The organism is 'Fragaria x ananassa' phyllody phytoplasma (genome assembly GCF_018274325.1).
Taxonomy (GTDB): Bacteria; Bacillota_I; Bacilli_A; order Acholeplasmatales; family Acholeplasmataceae; genus Phytoplasma.
This window is the reverse complement of the sequence record NZ_JAGVRH010000005.1, coordinates 24084-46287: the sequence shown is the minus strand read 5'-3', so window position 1 is coordinate 46287 and position 22204 is coordinate 24084. Positions and strand designations below refer to the sequence as shown.

The window sequence follows — 22204 nt, the reverse complement described above, 5'->3', positions numbered from 1 at the left end:
ATTTTTTAGATAATTACGTAAAAAAATTATTTTATTTAAATTTTAGTATTGACAAGAATCTAATATATAAGAGTATAATATATATTGAAGTAATATATAAGAAAGAAATAAAAACTATTCAAAAATTTTTATTTCTTTCTTATATATACTTATATTATACTCTTATATATTAGATTATGTCTTTAAATACTATTAATATAAATTATAAATATTTTTCTTGTTGACATAAATCTATTTTAAGTTATAATGAAAGTAATCAATAAACAATTTGTGTTTTTTTGAGAAAAAATTATATTTTTTTTCTTAAAAAGTGTTATTCTTAACTGGTTCCATTTTCGTGGAGCTTATCCTCTTGATTTAATTTGTAATTAAAAAATAGTATCAATCAAAAGAAATTAAAAAAATAATTACAAATTTTGACTTGATCTCCTATTTGAGCTCCTTTTTTTTTCAAAATTTCTTCAACTCCCATTTTTTTTAATAAATGATTAAATCTTTTTACGGCTTCATCGTTGTTAAAATCCGTACGATGAAAAAATATTTCTATTTGCTTTCCTGAAATGGTAAAAAGTTTTTCACTTTCTTTTGTTATAACAAAATTATTAAGAGAAGAAGGGAGGGTGTAAGTTTTAAAACGATTATTAGGTTTAATTTCAACAGGTGTTTTTTGAAGTAAAGAACTCATTTCATATTTTAATTTTTCTAAATTTTGAAAAGAAACTAAAGAAAGAGGGATAATTAAATTATTAGGGATTTTTTTTTGTAAATTATGAAATTTTTCTTGGGCATCTATTAAATCCATTTTATTAGCTACAATAATTTGTTTTTTGAGTAAAAGTTTAGGGCTATAATGTTTTAGTTCTTGGTTTAAGTTTTTAAAATCCTGATAAGGATCAGAACTTTCCATGCTTAAAATGTGAATTAATACACGACATCTTTCGATATGTTTTAAAAATTGTATACCCATTCCTTGACCTAAGTGAGCATTTGTAATTAAACCAGGTAAGTCGGCAACAATAAAACTAAAACCATCTACTTCAACTACTCCTAAATTAGGGTAAAGAGTGGTGAAAGGATAAGGTGCTATCTTGGGTTGAGCTTTGGAAATAAAAGAAATTAAAGATGATTTACCAACACTTGGAAAACCTATTAACCCAATATCAGCTAAAACTTTAAGCTTTATTTTGATTTTCAAGTGTTGCCCTAAATCACCTTTTTCGGCATAACCAGGAGTTTGATTTTTAAAAGTGGCTAAAGATTTATTTCCGAGTCCGCCTTTGCCTCCTTTAGCAATAACTAAAGTTTCTTGGTGATGTAAAATTTCTCCTAAAAAAGAGTTATTGAGGGTATAAAAAACAGTTCCCAAAGGAACTTTGATATAAAGATCAGGAGCATTGGCGCCATTTTGACTTTTGTTTTTTCCATTAACACCATTACCAGCTTTTAGATGTTTTTGATATTTTAATTTTAATAAAGTTGTTTCTCCTTGATCTCCGATAAAGATGACAGAGCCACCATTACCACCATTACCACCAGCAGGGCCTCCAAAAGCTACATATTTTTCTCTTTTGAAAGCGACGATACCATTACCACCATTACCACCAAAAACTTCATTAAAAGCTTCATCAATGAAATGCAAATTCAATACCTTCTTTCTTTCGTAAAATAAATTTAAAAAAAATTATTGAATGTAAACAGAAACTTTTTTACGGTTACCACTTTTTTTTTCGTATTTAATGATGCCACTAATTTTAGCAAATAAAGTATCATCTCCACCGATGCCAACATTGAAACCGGGGTGAATTTTGGTTCCTCTTTGACGATAAATGATTGAACCTGCTTTGGCATATTGTCCATCAGAAAGTTTAGCACCTAGTCTTTTAGAATGGGAATCGCGTCCATTTCTAGTGGAACCTGCTCCTTTTTTAGAAGCGAAAAGTTGAATTTGTAATTGTAATAACATTTAATTTAATCTCCTTTTTCTTTTGAAAATAGAACTGTTAAGATATTTTTGGAAATGTTTTTGATATTGAGTGTTTAAATTATCTAAAGTATATTCTAAATTATCTAATAAAAGTAAAAGGTTTTTGTTGTGAAATGTAAGAACATCTAAATGAAAAAAATTTTCTTTCAAGACATAAGAAATTTCTTTTTTATAACCTAAAATTTCTAAAGAATTAAGAGTAACAATGATAGCAGTTGAAACGGAAGCACATACAATATCTAAACCCTTAGTAGCATAGTTAGCATGTCCTAAAATTTCAACAGTAGTGATTTGATGATTATCTTTTTTGTTAAAAGAATAGTGAATCATAACTTTAAACAATTATTTTAGTAATTAAAAGTTTGGTGTAAGCCTGTCTGTGACCTTGTTTAGAACGATATTTTTTTCTTTTTTTATATTTAAAAACAATAATTTTTTTGGCGCGATCGTTTTTAATAACTTCGGCTTGAACTTTGGCATTAGCAACATAAGGCTGACCTAAAATCATATCTTTACCTTCTTTATTACCAATAGCTAAAACTTCTTGAAATTCATAATTTTGTTGAGGTTGTACTGTTAATTTTTCAACAAAAATTTCTTGTCCTTCGTAAACATGAAGTTGTTTACCACCAGTTTTTATAATTGCAAACATGTAAATACCTCCTTAAAAATTTTTATTTCCCAATAATAAAATAATGGTTGATGCTTGTTGTAAAATAATTTTGTAAATGAAGTTAATTTGAAATAATAGTTTGTTTATTTTAACTTTGTAAAAATAATTTTATTATTTAATGATATATTACAAGAACTAAAGTTAAAAAATAAATAACAATCAAATAATATTATAACATATCTATTAAGAAATAGACATTTTATTTTTTGATAATGATTGATTTTGTTTTTTTAAAAGATATCTATTTTTAGGATGTAAACGACATTTTTGACAACAAGCCCCTAAATATTTATGTTCATTTAATTCATGACATAAAATTTGTTTATTACATTGAGGGTTAGAACAGTTAATATAACGTTCACAAGGAGTTTGATCAAAATAGTCTTTTCCTACGATAATATGTTTTTTTTGATTAACAGATAGGGTGATTCTTTGATCAAAAACATACACTTGCCCATTCCATAAAGCGCCTTGAGTTTGAGGGTTTTGGCTGTAAGAAATAATTCCACCTTCTAGTTGATATACTTCGTTAAAGCCTTTTTTTTCAAGGAAAGATGAAAATTTTTCACAACGTACACCACCAGTGCAATAGGTCAAAATTTTTTTGTTTTGAAGCAATTTGGTGTTTTGTTCAACCCAAGCTGGTAAATCACGAAAATTTTTAATTTTAGGATTATAAGCGTTACGAAAATGACCTAAATCATATTCATAATAATTTCTAACGTCTAAAATAAGAACATTTTCTTCTTGCATTGTTTGATAAAATGCTTGAGGTTTGAGGTATTTTCCTTTATTTTCTAAAATATTTATATCTTCTTTTAAATTAAGATTTACTAATTCTTTTTTAACTTTAACAGAAAGTCGAGGAAAAATATGATCATTAATTGAGGATATCTTAAAAACAATATCACTAAATCGTGAGTCTTTTTTTAAATCATTCATGTAGGTTTGAAGGTTTTTGGTGATTCCTGATAAAGTCCCATTAATCCCTTCTTCAGAAAGGATAATTCGTCCTAAAAGACCTAATTTTTGACAATATTTAAAATGTTGTTTATGGAAAGCAACAATATCTTGAAGTTTAGTATAGTGATAATATAAAATAACTTGATATTGATCCTCTGGTGTTGATTTTTGCAAATAATTTGTTGTTGTGTGATTGTTCATAAAAAGATTTATACCTCATTTCCATTGAGTATTAAAAAAATTTATAATTGTTAAACTTATTGGATGATGGGAAACATGATTAAAATTTAAAATTAAAACTTGAAGGATATGTTTGAGAATTAGATTTCCAAAAAATATACATGTTTTGAGCACCATTAGACATTTTTTTTAAATCTGATAAATTATATTTAATTTCATTTTTAAATGAAGGATCTCTTTGTCCGTTGTCAAAGTAAACTCCTAATAATTTTAAAGGGGCGTCTTTAATGCGACATAAAAGACAGGGGTAAGTGGCAATAGTTTCGGAATTATAACAAGGATAATGTGAAATTATACCCCAAAATGATGGATGGATATGTTTTTTAATATAACAAGCAATTTGTTGCTTGAAAGTTTGTTTTTTTCGAGGAAACAAATAAATATTTTTAATTTTCATATTGAATAATCCTTGTTATTTGATTTAATAATATGATATATATATTTATTGAAATAATTAAAATTATTTAATAATATCAGTTTTTAAATAAGGAATTAAAATTTGAGGAACTCGAATAGTGCCATTTTTATTTTGATAATTTTCTAAAATAGCAACTATTGTTCGTCCAATAGCTAAACCAGATCCATTTAAAATATGAATATGCTCTTTTTTATTAATTTCTTCGTTGTGGAATTTAATATTAGCACGACGAGCTTGAAAGTCTTCGGAATTGCTAATTGAACCAATTTCGCGATAACAATTAGAACTTGGTAAAAAAACTTCTAAATCATAAGTTTTAGTCATACTAAAACCGAGATCACCTGTAGATAATAAAACCACTCGATAAGGAAGTTGAAGTAATTGCAAAATTGATTCAGCATCTTTTAACATTTGTTCTAAACAAAGATAAGAATTTTGAGGATGAGAAAATTGAATTAGTTCAACTTTATTAAATTGATGTTGTCTAAAAATACCACCAGTGTCTCTTCCAGCAGAACCAGCTTCTTGACGGAAAGCAGTTGTATAAGATACATATTTAAGTGGTAAAGATGAAGTTTTAAAAATTTCATCGCGATGTAAATTAATAGTTGGGACTTCGGCTGTTGGATTTAAATACCAATTATGTTTATGATGTGATATTTGATAGACTTCATCTTTGAATTTTGGCAATTGTCCTGTTGAAAACATTGACTTTTCATTAACAATATAAGGTGGGATAATTTCTTGATATCCTTTTTGACTGTGTACATCCATCATAAATTGAATAAGAGAGCGTTCTAAACGAGCCCCTAATCCTTTGCAAACAACAAAACGACTACCTGTTATTTTAGCTGCTCTTTGAAAATCAAAAATATCTAATTTTTCAGCTAAACCAACATGATCTTTAATGTCAAAATCAAAATGACGAATTACTCCTTGGCGATATAATTCTTGATTAGTTGTATCGTTTTTTCCTATTGGTAAAGAATCATGCGGGATATTTGGAGTATTACTTAATATATCAAAAATTTCTACTTCTATGAGTTTTAATTGCTGTTCTAATTTTTGCAAATCATTGCGTAAAAATTTTTTTTTTGCTAAAAAAAGTGATAATTCTTTGGGATTTTTTTTAGCTTTTTGGGAAACAGTTTTAGCTAATTGATTCTTTTGGCTTCTTAACTGTTGAATTTGTAAAAGTAAAGATTTTCTTTGAGATGATAAAAAAGGTAATTTTTTCAAATAATCAAAGTTTTGGTTTCTTTTTTGTAACTTTTTTATAATTGATGGCAAGTTTGCAACAGTAAAATTTAAATCTAACATATAATGCCTCTTTTGTTTGAAAAAATTTCTTTTTTGTTTTTTTTGGTGATTTTTGAAAAAAATAAAAAAGTAAATATATTTTTTTAGTTAGTTATCAAAAGTAATTATAAAAAATATCATTAATTTATATTTTTGCAACTTTTTCAACTGTAACATAGGTTAATAGTTGTTTTATTCATAAAACAAAATAAGTTTTTATTGTTTCTTTTGGTTTTTTTTGTTATTGATTGTTTTTTTACTTGATTTCATAATTTATGAACTAACCAAAATATTAAAAAATGATTATTATTTTCAAATTTTGCTAATTATAAATCAAGATATTGGGATAAAAAATTCCGTTTTTTTATTTTTCCTAATTTTTTGGTTTTTTAATCGTTAACAGATAATTATTGAGTTACTATCTTGCAAATTGGTGATAGTATTTTGTTTTTGAAAACAAATAACAAGATAATTGTAACAACAATAATAGCTATTGATGCAAGTGTAATTATTAATTTCTTATTTTTGGGCTTTGCGTTAATATTTAGTGGTTTTTTAATAGTATTTTTAATATTTTTTTTAGGAACAGTTATATTATTTTTGACAATTTTTTTAGTTGAGTTAACTTTATTTTTATTAGTCTTGTTGTTTTTATTGTTTGCCATTATTTTTTATTCCCCTTTCAATTGGTTTTTATTAAAATTGTGATTTTTAATTTACAATTTAAAATTGATTTAAATTTTAAATTGTATTAACTAGTTTTTGTAAAATTGATTTATTTCTAGCGGCATAATTTGCATGATAAATTCTTTTGACTACACCTTTATCTAATTTTTTGTAAGCATAACTTAACAAAGATAAAGCTTTAGTTTTGTCAGCGCTAGCAACTGCACCTTTAACTTGTTTGATAACTGTTTTAACAGATGATGAAAAAGAAAGGTTTCTTAAACGACGCTTTTCATTAGTTTTATTACGTTTTATCTGTTGTTTGATATTAGCCATTAAATTTTTTTATTCTCCTATTATTATATTTTTTTATGATAATTAATTATTAATTGGATATTAATAACTCTAATAAAAATTATATCAAAAATTATATTAAAAAACAAGTTTCTGGGTGTCTTCTTTTTTTAGATAGAATTCTCCTTAAAATATATTTTTAAAAGTTGGAAATTTGAGTAAATTGAACTAATGAGATGATGTATTTATGCAAAAAATTATTTTAGTTTAATATAAAATATGATTTTATGTTATATTATTAATTAGTGTTTAGTGTTTGTTTAATGTTTTATTAATTAGTAAGTTGAATAAGTTTTGATTTAGATTAAATTTAAAATGAAGGTTATCAAAATTAATGTTTATTGATAAAGGTAAATAAAATATAATTAAAATCTAATAGAAAGAAGTTTAATATTTATGAATTATAAATCTTCCTTATTTAGGAAAATGTTTTTGAAACATTCATCTGATAGTTTTTTAAAAATAACATTTGCTTTGGTTTTAACACTTATCACTATTATAGTTTTTGGATATCATATATATGATATATGTTCTAAAAAAAAAGAATTTCATAGTTTAATTTATAAATTTACATCTGAAAGTAATATTTTAGTTTTAGTTGTGATGATATTATTTTTCACTCCTTTAAGAAATAAAAAATACTTTACTTATTTATCTTTTATTGCTTTGATCAGCATTTTGTTCACTTTTTTTATTAGTCATATTATTCTTTGCCGTCAAGAAATTACGAGATTTACTTTTAATATGAATCAAACAACAATTCACTATAAACACACTGTTATTCCTATTTTATACACTTTATTTTATTTTGGGAACAATCTGAAAGCTATTTCTGTATTTCAAGTATATATGTGTTTAATTCACCCCTTATCTTATTTTACATTTTTTTTAATTAAAGGTTTATTAAATCATAATACTATTTATCCTTATGGTTTTATTGATCCTAATAATCCAGGTATTTTTCACAATCATCCTCGCCAAGGATATCCTTATCTTGTATTAATGGTTTTAGTTTTATCGGTTTTAGTTTATGCTTTGGCTTATGTATTAATTTTAATTAAGAATAAATGGTTTTCGTCGCAGCAAGAGAAAACGCGTTTATCAAAAAATAAGTTGCGTTCATCAGCGTCAATCTGTTTTAAAAAATAATTTGTTTTTAAAGTTTAAGTTTTTTTACTATTTGTTACATTTAATAAGTTATTAGGTATATACTATATATGTAAAAATTGACAAATAAATTAGTTCCAAATTGTTGAAAAGCAGTTTGTATTTTTTGATTTCCTAATGTAAAAAGTTAAAAATCTAAATTATTTTTGTGTTATGATATGTTTTTGTTTAATCCACAATAAGATAAATTAAATGTGATATAATAAAGTTATATAAACTTAAGAAGGTCATAAAAATGAATGAAATACTAAAAATTAAATTAATATTTATGGCATTGTAGGTTATCACTTAATTTTAAGTATGAAGAATAATTTTAAAGACAAAAGAGTTATTTAAACTTTTGGAACACTTCATATTAATCCATAAAATTGACGACTAATTGGTATCGAATACACTATCACCTTCATATTCCCACCCTATTTTAAGATATTTATTGCTATAATCTGGCTCATATAATTTATAATTTTCTTTCTATACTTTTAAACTATAAACTATTTTTTTGAATAAACAAAAAAATACTTATCAATGTAATTAACAAAAATATAAATTTATATTTAAATTTATGATTAGATTTTAATTTTTTTATAATACTTTTTTTTATTTATATTTTTTGATAATTAGAATATATTTCAAATATTTCTTTCTAACTGTGTAAAAAAGTTTATAACCAAAAGAAAAATGATAATTGAAGAATGCAGTTAACTGTATTAAAACTTTAATAAATTTTAAAAAAAAATAATAAAAGAATAGAAGGAAAAATTAGATATGTTGATGTTAAGTGTGGAAGAAATTACCTGTCCAATACTAAAATGTTAAATTATTAAAAGATATTCTTTTATTTTTATAAAAATATGTAAATATTTACCCTAAATTTATTAATTATTAATTTATTTATGTTAATTATGTTAAAAAAGAGACTGCTTAAAGTCTCTTTTTTTAGTAAAATAATGAAAAATAGTTAATTAATTGGATGTGATTTGTAGTTCTTGATTAATTTTATCTAATAATTTATTATTAAATTTATGTTGTTTTTCGTCATTTAAATTACAAAATTTCTTGGTTAATTCAACAGCTTCATCAATAATGATTGCATAAGGAACATCTTTTTCTAATAATTCAAAAGTAGCTAAACGAATGATAGCCTTATCAACTTTATTTAAACGATTTATTTTGTAATTATATAAATTTTTAATAATGATGTTATCAATCAATTTCAATTTAGCAATAATTTTATGAAATATATTACTGACTATTTCAGATTCTTGATAAAAAAAAGGTAAATTGTTTTCATAAAAATCATATTGATATAATAATTTAATTATTTCAACCCGCAATAATCTCGATTCTTTTTTTTTTTTTTTGATTATTCATGGTGATTATTTTTGAGAGGCTTGAAGCAAATTAGTTTCAATTTGTTGCCAATTTAAAACATTAAAAAAAGCTTCAATATAATCAATTCTTCTATTTTGATAACTTAAATAATAAGCATGTTCCCAAACATCTAACCCTAAAAGAGGGGTTCCTTGTTTTAAAACTACATCTTGATTAGTGGTTTGAGTAATTGTTAAACACCCTTGTTTATCTAAGATTAGCCAAGCCCAACCGCTACCAAAAATATTTTTGGCGGTCGTGCTAAAATAGTTTTTAAAAGATTCGATAGAACCAAAAGTGGTCGTAATCATTTCTTTTAATTTTCCTTGTGGATTAGCTCCATGGTTTAATTTTAAAATTTTCCAAAAAAAAGTATGATTAAAATGACCACCACCATTATTGCGTACTTTTTGGCGGATATCTTCAGGAATTAAAGTTAAATTGGTGAGCATTTGTTCTAAAGTTAAATTAATTTTAGGATATTTTGTTAATTCTTCATTAAGGTTATTAATATAGGTTTGATGGTGTTTGTTATGATGAATTTCCATGGTTTTTTGATCAAAAAATGGTTCTAGATCGTTGTATTGAAAATGAAGTTTTGGTAAAGTAAAGTTCATCTAGTTTTCCTCCTTGAAATTAAATGAGTTGAATTTTTTTTGTTAGTTTGTTTTAATAAAAAAAACATTGTCTATGTCTGTGACAACAACAAACAATGTTTATATTAAATGAAAATAAGTTGAAGTGTTAATTAGTTAATAAATTTTTTGATTGACTTTTATCTAAAGCTTTAAGTCCTGCTAAGTTGAGTAAACTCCAAGGTTTGTTGAAATGAGGTTGGAAAAAGAAATCAACAAAAGCTAATTGTTCGATGGTCATGTTGTTTTGAATACAAACACTTAAAGTGTTTATTTTTTCTGTTAAATCAAGTCGAGAAACAATTTGGCCACCTAAAATTTTATGAGAATCTTTATCAAAAACTAATTTCAAAGTAACAGTGTCATAATCAGGCATAAATTCAGGTCTATTAGCATCTTTGATAGTAACAGTTTCATAGTTTTTACCTAGATCTTTAGCAACTGTTTCTGTTAATCCGGTGGAAGAAATATTTAAATCAATAATTTTAATGCCACTGGTTCCTTGAGTTCCTAAATATTTAACTTGTTGTTTTTTAATGTTTAAACCAACAAGTGTCCCCATTCTAATAGCATTAGTAGCTAAAGGCATGTATTTAACTTCGCTATTAGGGTTATAATAAACATTAACACAGTCACCACAAGCATAAACATCTGGATTAGAAGTTTGCATATATTCGTTAACTACTAAAGCTCCATTAGAAGATATTTTTAAGTCTTGAGCAAATAAATGAGTATTTGGTTTAAAACTAATACACATAATTACCATTTCAGTTTCAAAAGAATTTTTATCTGTTTTCACATGTGTGACTAAATCATCTTTGGTGGTAAAACCAGCTATTCTTTGACCTAAAGCCAATTTTACTCCGTGTTTAATTAATTCTTTTTGTGCTAAATCAGTAAATTCTTTATCTAAGTATTTAGACATAATACGAGGTTCGCCATCAATTAAAACAACTTCTTTGTTACGTAAAGCAAAAGCTTCTGCTAATTCAATTCCAATATAACCAGCACCTACGACAGTTATTTTGTTAATCTTTTTACTATATGTAATAATATCTTTGGCATTGTCAAAGTTTTTAGATAATAAAACATTTTTGCTTTTAATCCCTTCAATTGTTGGAATAACAGGCCAAGAACCAGCAGCAATAACTAATTTATCGTAAATATCTGTAAATTCTTCGTTAGTAGTTAAATTTTTAACTATTACTTCTTTTTTATTAAAATCCACTTTTAATACTTCATGTTTTAATTTGGTAGTTATTCCCATGTTTACTAATTCATTAGGATTGGAATAAAAAAGCCCACGACTATCTTTGACAACTCCGCCAACATATAAAGCAATTCCACAAGAAAGAAAGGAAATATTATCATTTCTTTCATAAACTAAAATGTCGGTTTGAGGGTTGTTTTTTTTCATAGTTTTGGCAGCAGCAGTTCCTGCATGAGTACAACCAATGATTATAACTTTCATAATTTTGTTCTAAAACTCCTTTTAAATTTCTTTTAATTTCAAGATTTTTTTTTCTACACACATTTAATTATACAATAAAAATAGATCACTTTAAGAAACAATTTAATAATTTTTTACTTTTAGCTTTGTTCTTTTGGTAAAAGATTTTAATAGACCATCACTAAAGCTAAAGCATAGTTAGAAGTATGAGTGATGGAAAGTAAGATTTGATGTTTGGGGTTGGTGTTGGCTAGATAAGGGGAGCCGTTTTGATCATTGAGAATAGACCATTCATGATAATGAGGGTTGGTAAAATTAATATTTTTGGGTGTTTTAAACGCTTTAAAAAGGGCTTCTTTTGCCGCCCATCTTCCTGCTAAAAAATCTAATTGACGTTGACTGTTTTTAAAAGTAAGATAAATTTTATTTTCTGACAAAGATAAGATTCTAGGAGCTAAAATTTGCATTCCTATTTTTTTAATTTTGTTGATTTCTACTAAATCAATACCAATATTGGGGATGTTTATTTTCATATTTGCTTTCCAATTTGTGTTTTTTTTGATATTTTTTTTTATTCGTTTTGTTTATTTGTGTTTTTGAAATTGGTCTTTAAACGGGTACTTATTTCTTTAATTTTTTGAAAATAATAATTTAATCCTGATTTGGTTATTTTGGGATTATATCTTTGGTTATATTTTTGGGTTAATTCTTTCAGACTTAAATCAGGATATTTTTTTCTTAATTGGATAATTTGAAGTATTTTTTCATTTTTAGGAATTATTTTTATTTGCTTTTCAACTAAATTAATTTGTTTTAATTGTTTGTTGGCAGTATTGATTATTTTTTGTTCGTTTGAAATTTCAAAATTAATAGTTGATTTAATATTTTGTTTAAATTCTTTATTAATAATGATGTCTTCATATTGAAAGACCATTCCTAAAGCTCCAATTAATCTTAAAAAATCAATAATCATTTGAGATTCTTTTAAATAAGTTAAAAAACCTTTTTTATGTTGAATTTTTTTAGCGTTAAAATTTAAAGAAAGCATTATTTTTTGGATTAATTGAATTTTGATAACATCTTTATGAAAAAATTCTAAATGATAACTATTTTTTTTAGGATCATTGACGTGGCCGATACAAAAAAAACTTCCTCTTAAATAAGCTTGTTTGGCTTTTAAATTAGTTTTTAATTGAGTAAAGATTGTATTTTCGTTTTGGAATAAGAAATTATGTTTTTTTAAAATAATAGAAATTTCTTTTTCAATTCCTATATGAATACTTTTTAAATGAGGTAGATTGTATTCTTTGCTAGTCATTAAAAAAGAATTGGTATTAGGATAAAAAGCTTTAATTAAAATTAAAAATCTTCTTGCAATTTTGAGGTTTTTGGTTTTAAACCATAAAATAGTTTTTTCATGGTTTTTTTCTACTTCGCAACCAAAATGCAATAAAGCAGTTAATTCAAAAAAATTTTCGAAAGAAGAGAATTGTTGAAAAGTAATTTCTTCTTTTATGTTGACAGTAAAAGACATAAGTGCCTCTTTTATGATTTATTATTTGGATTTATTATTTTTTTTGTGATTTGGTTTTCTTTTAATAAAGTTTGAAGTTGGGTTTCTCCTATGATAGTTATTTTTAATTCTTTTGCTTTGGTTAATTTAGAACCAGCATTGTTGCCAAATATCAGATAATCAGTTTGAGAAGAAAGAGAATTAACAATAATAGCTCCCATGTTTTCTAATATTTTAGTAATTTCAAAACGATTATATTGTTCAAGAGTTCCTGTGAAAACAATTTTTTTGTGAGTGAATAAATTATGTTCAAATTGTTTTTTGATGTTGTTACTTTTAAAAACAACTCCTAAATTTTGCATTTTGATAATTTCTTCTAAATGATCAGGGTTTCTAAAATATTGTTTTAAACTTTCGGCAATTTTATCACCTATTTCTTCGATATTAGTTAAAGTGGAAAAAGAAGCTGTGATGATCTTATTGATGGTTTTGAAGTTATTTGCTAAGATTTGTGCTATTTTAATGCCAATGTGTTTAATTCCTAAAGCAAATAAGGTATTTTCTAAAGATTTGTTTTTACTTGCTTCTATGCCTTTTAAAATTTTGTTAATTTTTTTTTCACCAAACCCAGGAATTGTTTTGATTTTGCTGATGTGATTGTATAATAAATATAAATCTGATGGTTTTTTGATTAAATTTTGATTAAACAAAGTAATAATAGCTTGGTTTCCTAAAACATCAATATCCATGGCATTTTTTGATACAAAGTGAATTAATTTTTGAATTTTTTGTTGATAACAATTGTCATTAAAGCAAAAATAATCGACTTCTCCTTCTTTTTTAATTAAATTAGTCAAACAATAAGGACAATGTGAAATCATAAGGGTTTTTGGTTGCTTGTTGCGTTTGCTTTTGATAACTTCTAATATTTCAGGAATAACAGATCCTGCTTTGTGAATTTTAATGTGATCGCCGATGCGAATATCTTTTTTACAAATATAATCATAATTGTGTAAAACAACTTTAGAAATTAAACTACCATCAACTATAACTGGCATAATTTCGCAAACAGGAGTAATAACACCAGTTCGTCCTAATTGAAAAATAATATTTTTAACCACACTTTGGCTACTTTTAGTTTCAAATTTATAAGCAATAGCCCATTTAGGAACTTTAGAAGTTGCTCCAATTAAAGAATGAAGTTCAAGTTCGTTAATTTTAATGACAATGCCATCAGTATCATATGGAAGATTTTCTTTGAATGTTTTAACATTTTTAATGTTAGTTATTAATTCTTGAAATGAAGAAGCTAAATGATAATGAGGATTGACTGTAAATCCTAAAGAAATCAAAAATTCTAAAACTTCTTTTTGAGTCTTTTTGATTAAATAAGGGTTTGCTATGTTATAAATAAAAATTGATAAATTTCTTTGAGCGACAATAGTAGAATTTAGTTGTCTTAAAGTCCCTGAAGCTGCATTTCGAGGGTTTGCAAAAAGAGGTTTTGCTTCTTTCTTGCGTTGTTTGTTTAATTTTTCAAAAACTTGATAAGATAAATATACCTCTCCTCTAACTTCTAAATCAATTTCTTGGTTTAGTTTTAAAGGAACAGTTTTAATGGTTTGGATATTTCTTGTGATATCTTCTCCTAAAATACCGTTACCTCTTGTTAATGCTTGTGTTAAAATTCCTTTTTCATACTTTAGACTAACAGCTACGCCATCAATTTTTAATTCAGTTAATAAAGTAAAACTATGCTTGATTTTACAAATACGATTATAAAAATTTTGTAATTCTTTTAAATTAAAAGCGTTAGCTAAAGACATCATGGGGATAGAATGTTGCACTGTTTTAAATTTTTTTTCGATAAAGCCGCCTATTTTTAATGTCGGGCTATAAGGAAATTGATATTGTGGATACTTTTGTTCCCATGTGATTAATTGCTTTAATAAAGCATCATATTGTTGATCGTTAATTTCAGGATTACTTAAATTATAATATTGATAATTAGCTTGATTGATTTGTTTGATTAAAGATTTAATTTTTTGCTCAATGTTATTTAAATTTGTCATTAAATGTTACCTTTTGATTATTTTTTTATTATTTATATGATATTTATGATAAGAAATAGGAGTTGTTTAAAATTTTGTTTATTATTGAATTTATTATATTTTATTACATTGGCGTGTTTATTGTTAGTTGCAATAAATATTTGATGATTGATGGTTTTGATAGTTAATTAGTCATTTTAATTTATTTGGTTTATTAATATTACAAAATTTATTTTCTTTGCCTTGCCAAAGACGGATGATATTAGAATGATGTTTTAAGATTATGATTAAAGTAACAATTCCCATAGCAATATATAATGTTACTTCATTAATATAGTTTGTGTTATTATAATTATTTATGGATGTAATTTTTAAATAAAGATTAATCCAAAGTAATAAGTTAATTAAAATAGTAGTAATTAAAGCTGATAAGGAAGCGTAACCAGAAAGTTTTAAAAAAATAAGAAATAAAGTAATTCCATAAAATCCTATTAAAGGATTAATAGCAGTAATAACACCTACTGAAGTAGCAATTGCTTTGCCTCCTTTAAAACGATTAAAAAGAGAAAACATATGTCCTATAATAGGGGTAATCATTAAAAGAGAAATAGTAATATCTTTATCATTAAAAGGCCAATGATAATTTTCAAAATAATCTGATTTAAGACAAATGATGGCTGGGAAAAATCCTTTCAGAAAGTCAAATATAAAAACTAAAATCCCCCATTTTTTACCTAATATTCTAGAAGCATTAGTGGCTCCAATATTGCCTGAACCAGCATAACGTAAGTCTTTTTTTTGTACTATTTTACCGATAATTAATCCTGAAGGAATAGAGCCTAAAAGATAAAATAAGATAAATAAAGTAATTATTTTCAAGTTATCCATATTTTTTAATCCTTTGTAATTTTGATAAGTGTTAAAATATCATTAATTGTTTGAATAAATAAATCTTTTAAAAAGATGAAATTATAAAATTTAATAGTATCTTGAACTCATTTTGATATTTTTCATAAAAAAGAATCAATAATATTGTACCATAATCATTAGTTATTTTGATTTGAGTAATTTGTGCAGTTAGAACGAAATATTGGACTTTTGAAAAATTAAGAAAATGAAATCGAAAATTACAAAAAGAATTGATATTTTAACAAATATTTATAAAAAAACAAAAAAATATTGAAAAAAGTTGTTTTTTAGTCATTTTAAAAGTATAATATTATAGATACAGTAAAAATTTATAAAATGTTTAAATTACAAAAACTATTATCAAATAGTCTAATTTGTTTTTCAAAAAAAGGTTTTATAAAATTTGCATTTTGAAGTAATGAATATGTTAATCAATTGTTTTATATTTCTTTGTTTTATAAATATGATAAGATAATTAATCTTTTAATTTTATACATTTGTTTCTTATGTCACTTTTCCTTTAATTGCTTCAATTTGTTTTATTATAGAAGTGTTTTAGTTTTAAATGTCAAAATATTTTAAAAACTAATTACTAAGCAAATAGTTTTTCAAATACGTTTTTAGTCTTTCTTACTTTAAGGTTGTTAAATTTAATTTAATTATTTGTTATCCAAAGTAATGTAATAAGACTTAAAATTTCTTTAATCTAATATCCATAAAAATGCTTCTTAAAAACAATTTTTAAGAATATTTGGCAATTCTTGTGCAAAAACATTTTATATTTCTACTTGTATATTTTATTTTCAATATTAAAAAAAGAAAGAGATGAAGAAATTATGAATACTTTATTTGAACAATTACCTATCTTAGAACAAATTAAAAAAGCTTTAAAGGAATTAAATTTTATTGATGCTACTCCTATTCAAGCTTTAGTCATTCCAGAAATTATGGAAGGTCATGATGTGATTGGACAAGCACAAACAGGTACTGGAAAAACTTTTGCTTTTGGGATTCCTATTATTGAAAAAATTGATCCTACATTAGCTAAAACTCAAAGTTTAATTTTATGTCCTACTAGAGAATTAACCCTTCAAGTATATGAAGAATTAAAAAAATTATTACGTTTTTATAACGAAATTAGAATTGCTGTTATTTTTGGAGGAGAATCTTATACTAAACAATTTAGAGCTTTAGAAAGTAAACCTCATTTAATTATTGCAACTCCTGGTCGTATTATTGATCATTTAGAAAAAGGAAAAATTGATTTATCAGGTTTAAAAATTTTAACCCTAGATGAAGCCGATGAAATGTTAAAAATGGGTTTTCAAGATGCTTTAGAAACTATTTTAAAACAAATCCCTGAAGAAAGACAAACAATTTTATTTTCAGCTACTCTACCTCCTTTTATTAAAAAAATAGCTAGTAAATATCAAAAAGATACTAAGATTTTAAAAGTTCCTGTGACTAAAATTGCTGTTACTGCAATTGAACAATTTTATTTTTTAATTAAAGAAATTGACAAAAATAAGTTATTGTTACGTTTATTAGATTTAAAAAAAGACCATTCTGTTATTTTATTTGCTAATACTAAAAAAGATGTTGATGAAATTACTTCTTATTTACAAGATAAAGGTTTTTTAGCAGATGCTGTTCATGGTGATTTAAAACAAAATCAAAGGCAATATGTCATGAACAATTTTCGTAAAGGGAAAATTAAGATTTTAATTGCTACTGATGTAGCTGCTCGTGGTTTAGATATTTCTGATATTAAAATGGTAATTAATTATGATTTACCACATGAAGATGAAGTTTATGTACACAGAATTGGAAGAACTGGACGAGCTGGTAAAAAGGGATTAGCTTATAGTTTAATCAGTCCTCGTAAAATGGGTCAACTTAAAAAATTAGAATTTTATTTAAAAGAAAAAATTAATTTTTTAGAAATTCCTTCTGTAGATAACATTCAACAAGAACTTTTAAAAAATTTTAAAAAACAAATATTAGAAATGATTACTCAAAATAATGAAGAAAAAACAAATTATCCTTTAATAGAAGATTTGTTAAAACAATTTTCAGCAGAACAAATTATTCAAGGATTATTAAAAGATGTTTTACCAAAAAAAAGAAATTATCCGGATATTTTAGCGCCAAGAATAGGTTTTAATACTCCTTTTACTTCGAAAAGATTTAATGAACCTCGTTTTCATGAACCCCGCTATGGTTCTTCCAAGAGAAATGATTTTATAGAAGTAGTAATTAATTTAGGTAAAAAAGACAACATCAACCCAACAACCTTAATTAGACTTTTAAAAGACCAATTTCAAATTTATGGAAAAAATATCGGTAATATTAAGCATTTAAGTCATGAAACTATTTTTGAAGTTGCCAGCCGTTTTTGGTATCAAATGAAAAATAAAACTAATGTTCGTTTTCAAAATAAAACTTTAATCGTTAACAAAAAAAATTATTAAGACATGATAAAGTTACTTTAAAAAGTTTTCAAAAATACTTTTATGTCACATCTTGAAAAACATTTTTAGTTATTATCAAAACATAATCAATTAAAAACTAACTTATGCTAAAATGAGTTAGTTTTTTTATGTTTTAGTAGAATTAATCAAAATCATAAATTAGATTCATAAATAAAAATTAGCAGAAATAAGCAGTTAGAAATGATCTAAATTCAGATTAATGTTTTTTTTAATTGAGAAACTGTTGACAATATTCTTAAAAAATAATATAATATTATTGGCAATCGTTAATTTGAGTGCCAAGAGGTATTGATTTATGCTTTCAGATAGAAAAAAGTTAATTTTAAAAGCTGTAGTCGAAAATTATTCTCAAAAAGGTCAGCCAGTGGGTTCAAAAGCTTTAATTCAGTTTCCTTATCTTCAATTTTCAAGTGCTACCATTCGTTATGATATGGTTCAATTAGAACAGGAAGGTTTTTTAAAAAAAACTCACACTTCTAGTGGCAGAATTCCTTCTTTTAAAGGATATACTTATTATTTAACACATTTATTAACTAGAGATCAAGATGTTGCTCGTTTATTTCCTTTAATTGATGGAGTGATGAAAAAAAAAAGTTTGCATAAAGGACAAGTAATTAAAGAAGCTTTAAATTTACTTAATAATTTGACTAGTTATACTGCTATGGCTATTGGTTCTGATGTTTTTAACAACAGTAAAGTAAATCAAATTGATTTTATTCCTTTGAGTCGCTCTCAAGCTTTAATTTTAATTATTACTGATCAAGGAAACGTTCAACATCAAAATATTTATTTATCTCAAAATCAAGAAATTAGTATTTATGAATTAAGAGATGTTATTAAAATTATTAATGATTTACTTGTGGGAAAATATTTATCTGTAGCTGTTAAAATTATTCAAAGTGATTTTGTCAAACAAATTATTGCTAAATATATTAGTTTTCAAGAACAATTAATTACTTTGTTGATCGAAGTTTTTAGTAGTTTTGCTTCAGAAAATCTTTATTTTTCAGGAGTTTCTAAAATGGTTGAAAAACCAGAATTTAGTAATCTTGAATTAATTAAAAAGTTTATAAGTCTTTTAGAACGTAAAGAATTATTAAAAATTATGTTAATTCAAGAAGGATTATCTTTTAAATTTTCAGATGAGTTGCAGCTAACTCCTTTAAAAGATTGTATGATACTTTCTATTCCTTTTACTGTTAATTCGAAGGAAAAAGGAACAATTGCTATTTTAGGACCTTCTTGGATGAAATATCCTAAAGTTATTCCTCTTTTAGAATATTTAGCTATTCATTTATCAAAATTAAATGATTCACAAGAATAAAGGCGTAACAACTTAAAAGATAAATGATAATTTTCAAAGGAAAATAATAATTTTTAAAGAAAAGAGGTTGTAAAATGTTTGTAGATAAAGAAAAAGATCAAAAGGAAAAGCAAAATGTTAATGCCGATGTAAATGTAAATACTAATCACAAAGCAAGTAATGTGGTAGAAGAACAAATCCATAACAACAACAATCATGATGCTTCAATAAATAAAGATACTGCTAATTGTTGTTGTCATAAATCGGATTTGAAGGATTCTAAAACAAACACCAAAAATAAAACTGATAAGAATTTAGATCAAAAAAATATATGCAAAGGTGAGCAATCAACTCAAATAACTAAATTAAAAGCTCAAATTAAAGAGTTACAACAACAAAATAAAAAACAAACTGACATAGAAAATGAACTTTTGAAAAACAAAGCAGAATTAATTAATTTTAAAAAAAGAATGCAACAACAAAAAATACAAGAATTTAAATATGCTTCAAGTGTTTTTATTAGTAATTTATTAATGCCTTTAGAACAGTTGGAAAAAGTATTAGAATTTTCAACCGATAATGAATTATTAAAAAAGTATTTATTGGGATTTCAAATGATTCAACAACAAATTAAAACTATTTTAAAAGAAGAGGGAGTTAAAGAAATTCAAGCTTTAGGACAAGTTTTTGACCCTAAAGTGCATCATGCTTTAGAAACAGTTTCAGACCCTCAAAAACCTAATAAAACAATTATATCAGTTTTACAAAAAGGTTACTTTTATAAAGACAAAATTTTAAGACCAGCAATGGTTCAAATTAATGAATGGAGTAATAAAAATGGCGAAAACAAATAAAATTATAGGAATTGACTTAGGAACAACTAACTCTTGTGTTGCTGTTATGGAAGGCGGAGAGGCTAAAGTTATTCCTAATGCTGAAGGAGGGAGAACAACCCCTTCAGTTGTTTCTTTCAAAGGAAACGACATTATGGTAGGAGAAATTGCAAAACGTCAAGCAATTACTAACCCTAATACTATTAGCTCAATTAAAAGACATATAGGGGAATCTCAATATCATGTTGATGTTAATGGTAAAAAATATACTCCTCAAGAAATTAGTGCCATGATTTTAACCAATCTTAAAAAAACTGCAGAAGATTATTTAGGAGCAGAAGTTAGTGAAGCTGTGATTACAGTTCCTGCTTATTTTAATGACTCTCAAAGACAAGCTACTAAAGATGCTGGTAAAATAGCTGGTTTAAATGTAAAAAGAATTATCAATGAACCAACTGCTGCTGCTTTAGCTTATGGAGTTGATAAAGGAAATAAAGAACAAACTATTTTAGTTTTTGACTTAGGAGGCGGAACTTTTGATGTTTCAATTCTTAATTTAGCTGATGGTACTTTTGAAGTTCTTTCTACTTCTGGTGATAACGCTTTAGGGGGCGATGATTTTGATGATCGTATAGTTGATTTTTTAATTAAAGAATTTAAAAAAGAACATAGTGTTGATTTATCAAAAGATAAAATGGCAGTACAAAGATTAAAAGATGCTGCTGAAAAAGCTAAAAAAGAATTAAGTGGTGTGACTGCTACCCAAATCTCCTTACCGTTTTTAACTATGAGTGCTGAAGGACCTTTACATTTAGATTATAATATGACGCGCGCTAAGTTTAATGAATTAACAAAAGATTTAATCGATCGTTGTTTAGCCCCTGTTAAACATGCTTTAGGTGATGCCAAATTAACAATTGATCAAATTGATCAAATTCTTTTAGTAGGTGGTTCAACCCGTATTCCAGCTGTTCAAGAATTAGTTAAAAATGAATTGAAAAAAACTCCTAATAAAAGCATTAACCCTGATGAAGTAGTTGCTATTGGAGCTGCTATTCAAGGAGGTATTTTAACAGGTGATGTTAAAGATATTTTACTTTTAGATGTGACCCCACTTTCTTTAGGAATTGAAACATTAGGTAATGTTTTTACTAAATTAATTGAAAGAAATACTACAATTCCAACTTCGAAAAAACAAGTTTTTTCAACAGCAGCAGATAATCAATCGGCAGTAGATATTCATGTTTTACAAGGAGAAAGACCTTTAGCAGTTGATAATAAAACTTTAGGTAGATTCCAATTAGCAGATATTCCACCAGCTGCTCGTGGTATTCCTCAGATTGAAGTTACTTTTGATATAGATGCTAACGGAATTGTTTCTGTTAAAGCTAAAGATTTAGGTACTCACAAAGAACAAAAAATTACTATTTCTGGAAGTGGCGCTTTAAAAGAAGAAGAAATTCAAAGAATGATTCGTGAAGCTGAAGAAAATGCAGAAATAGATCGTATTAAAAAAGAAACAATTGATGCTCGTAATGAAGCTGATAATATGATTTTTATGACTAAAAAATCTTTAGAAGATCTTAAAGATGAAGTTCAAGCAGAAGAAAAAACTAAAATAGAACAACAAATTAAAGAATTAGAAGAAGTTTTAAAAGGCGAAGATGTTACTTTGATTAAAGAAAAAACAGTTAGTTTGTCAAAAGAATCACAAAATATCGCTATGAAAGCTTATCAAAAAACACAGCAAGCGCAAGCACAATCTCAAGGTGCTAATGTGAAACCAGAAGATCAAAACACAACTTCTGCTAATGCCAAAGATGGAGTAGATAAAGTAGTTGATGCTGATTTTGAAGAAAAATAAACTATAAAAAATAATAAAA

General features: G+C 25.2%; 21 protein-coding genes. 5 read left to right on the top strand and 16 right to left on the bottom strand.

What is annotated here, in order from left to right:
• Window positions 1-385: 385 nt before the first annotated feature.
• From obgE to rpsT, 9 genes are all read right to left on the bottom strand, one after another.
• Window positions 386-1639 carry a GTPase ObgE gene (obgE, locus tag J8J04_RS02000; RefSeq protein ID WP_212331710.1) on the bottom strand — a complete coding sequence of 418 codons (1254 nt, stop codon included), beginning with the start codon at window positions 1637-1639 and terminating at the stop codon, window positions 386-388.
• A gap of 42 nt (window positions 1640-1681) precedes the next feature.
• Window positions 1682-1963 carry a 50S ribosomal protein L27 gene (gene rpmA / locus J8J04_RS01995; RefSeq protein WP_203552004.1) on the bottom strand — a complete coding sequence of 94 codons (282 nt, stop codon included), beginning with the start codon at window positions 1961-1963 and terminating at the stop codon, window positions 1682-1684.
• Window positions 1964-2314 carry a ribosomal-processing cysteine protease Prp gene (locus J8J04_RS01990; protein WP_212331701.1) on the bottom strand — a complete coding sequence of 117 codons (351 nt, stop codon included), beginning with the start codon at window positions 2312-2314 and terminating at the stop codon, window positions 1964-1966.
• A 4-nt stretch (window positions 2315-2318) separates the two neighbouring features.
• Entirely contained in the window at window positions 2319-2636 is a 318-nt protein-coding gene (gene rplU / locus J8J04_RS01985) for a 50S ribosomal protein L21 (protein WP_212331698.1), read from the bottom strand.
• A 204-nt stretch (window positions 2637-2840) separates the two neighbouring features.
• On the bottom strand, window positions 2841-3821 hold the full coding sequence (locus tag J8J04_RS01980) for a rhodanese-related sulfurtransferase (protein WP_212331695.1): 981 nt from the start codon (window positions 3819-3821) through the stop codon (window positions 2841-2843).
• Between the two features lie 79 nt (window positions 3822-3900).
• Window positions 3901-4257, bottom strand: a complete 357-nt coding sequence (locus J8J04_RS01975; RefSeq protein WP_212331693.1) for a hypothetical protein — start codon at window positions 4255-4257, stop codon at window positions 3901-3903.
• 63 nt (window positions 4258-4320) lie between these two features.
• A complete protein-coding gene (gene serS, locus J8J04_RS01970; protein WP_212331690.1) occupies window positions 4321-5598 on the bottom strand; it encodes a serine--tRNA ligase in 1278 nt (425 codons plus the stop codon).
• A gap of 386 nt (window positions 5599-5984) precedes the next feature.
• Window positions 5985-6242 carry a hypothetical protein gene (locus J8J04_RS01965; protein ID WP_212331687.1) on the bottom strand — a complete coding sequence of 86 codons (258 nt, stop codon included), beginning with the start codon at window positions 6240-6242 and terminating at the stop codon, window positions 5985-5987.
• 76 nt (window positions 6243-6318) lie between these two features.
• Entirely contained in the window at window positions 6319-6579 is a 261-nt protein-coding gene (gene rpsT / locus J8J04_RS01960) for a 30S ribosomal protein S20 (protein ID WP_212331684.1), read from the bottom strand.
• 414 nt (window positions 6580-6993) lie between these two features.
• On the opposite strand from rpsT, the gene J8J04_RS01955 reads away from it, so the two are divergent.
• Window positions 6994-7746 (top strand): hypothetical protein, encoded by a 753-nt coding sequence (locus J8J04_RS01955; RefSeq protein ID WP_212331681.1) that lies wholly within the window; start codon window positions 6994-6996, stop codon window positions 7744-7746.
• A 980-nt stretch (window positions 7747-8726) separates the two neighbouring features.
• Here J8J04_RS01955 and J8J04_RS01950 read toward each other — a convergent pair.
• The 7 genes from J8J04_RS01950 to plsY all read right to left on the bottom strand — a co-directional run bounded on the left by J8J04_RS01950 (window position 8727) and on the right by plsY (window position 15672).
• Complete coding sequence (locus J8J04_RS01950; protein WP_225885822.1) at window positions 8727-9098, bottom strand: transcription antitermination protein NusB; 372 nt, start codon at window positions 9096-9098, stop codon at window positions 8727-8729.
• A 42-nt stretch (window positions 9099-9140) separates the two neighbouring features.
• Complete coding sequence (locus tag J8J04_RS01945) at window positions 9141-9752, bottom strand: superoxide dismutase (protein ID WP_212331664.1); 612 nt, start codon at window positions 9750-9752, stop codon at window positions 9141-9143.
• 127 nt (window positions 9753-9879) lie between these two features.
• Window positions 9880-11241: an FAD-dependent oxidoreductase gene (locus J8J04_RS01940; RefSeq protein ID WP_212331661.1), complete on the bottom strand. Its 1362-nt coding sequence runs from the start codon at window positions 11239-11241 to the stop codon at window positions 9880-9882.
• A 146-nt stretch (window positions 11242-11387) separates the two neighbouring features.
• Window positions 11388-11753, bottom strand: coding sequence for a holo-ACP synthase (gene acpS / locus J8J04_RS01935; protein ID WP_225885821.1), 366 nt, complete (start codon window positions 11751-11753; stop codon window positions 11388-11390).
• 38 nt (window positions 11754-11791) lie between these two features.
• Window positions 11792-12754 (bottom strand): DNA-binding protein WhiA, encoded by a 963-nt coding sequence (gene whiA / locus J8J04_RS01930; protein ID WP_212331658.1) that lies wholly within the window; start codon window positions 12752-12754, stop codon window positions 11792-11794.
• An 11-nt stretch (window positions 12755-12765) separates the two neighbouring features.
• On the bottom strand, window positions 12766-14805 hold the full coding sequence (gene ligA / locus J8J04_RS01925) for an NAD-dependent DNA ligase LigA (RefSeq protein WP_212331656.1): 2040 nt from the start codon (window positions 14803-14805) through the stop codon (window positions 12766-12768).
• A gap of 171 nt (window positions 14806-14976) precedes the next feature.
• The gene (plsY, locus tag J8J04_RS01920) at window positions 14977-15672 is read right to left on the bottom strand and encodes a glycerol-3-phosphate 1-O-acyltransferase PlsY (RefSeq protein ID WP_212331654.1); all 696 of its coding nucleotides are present in this window, start codon (window positions 15670-15672) and stop codon (window positions 14977-14979) included.
• An 857-nt stretch (window positions 15673-16529) separates the two neighbouring features.
• Between plsY and J8J04_RS01915 the strand changes: the two genes are divergently transcribed.
• From J8J04_RS01915 to dnaK, 4 genes are all read left to right on the top strand, one after another.
• Window positions 16530-18164 (top strand): DEAD/DEAH box helicase, encoded by a 1635-nt coding sequence (locus J8J04_RS01915; RefSeq protein WP_212331652.1) that lies wholly within the window; start codon window positions 16530-16532, stop codon window positions 18162-18164.
• A gap of 316 nt (window positions 18165-18480) precedes the next feature.
• The gene (gene hrcA, locus J8J04_RS01910; RefSeq protein WP_212331650.1) at window positions 18481-19509 is read left to right on the top strand and encodes a heat-inducible transcriptional repressor HrcA; all 1029 of its coding nucleotides are present in this window, start codon (window positions 18481-18483) and stop codon (window positions 19507-19509) included.
• Window positions 19510-19583: 74 nt separating this feature from the next.
• Window positions 19584-20342 carry a nucleotide exchange factor GrpE gene (locus J8J04_RS01905; RefSeq protein ID WP_212331636.1) on the top strand — a complete coding sequence of 253 codons (759 nt, stop codon included), beginning with the start codon at window positions 19584-19586 and terminating at the stop codon, window positions 20340-20342.
• Window positions 20326-22185: a molecular chaperone DnaK gene (dnaK, locus tag J8J04_RS01900; RefSeq protein ID WP_212331623.1), complete on the top strand. Its 1860-nt coding sequence runs from the start codon at window positions 20326-20328 to the stop codon at window positions 22183-22185. Before J8J04_RS01905 ends, dnaK begins: the two co-directional genes overlap by 17 nt.
• Window positions 22186-22204 lie beyond the last annotated feature (19 nt).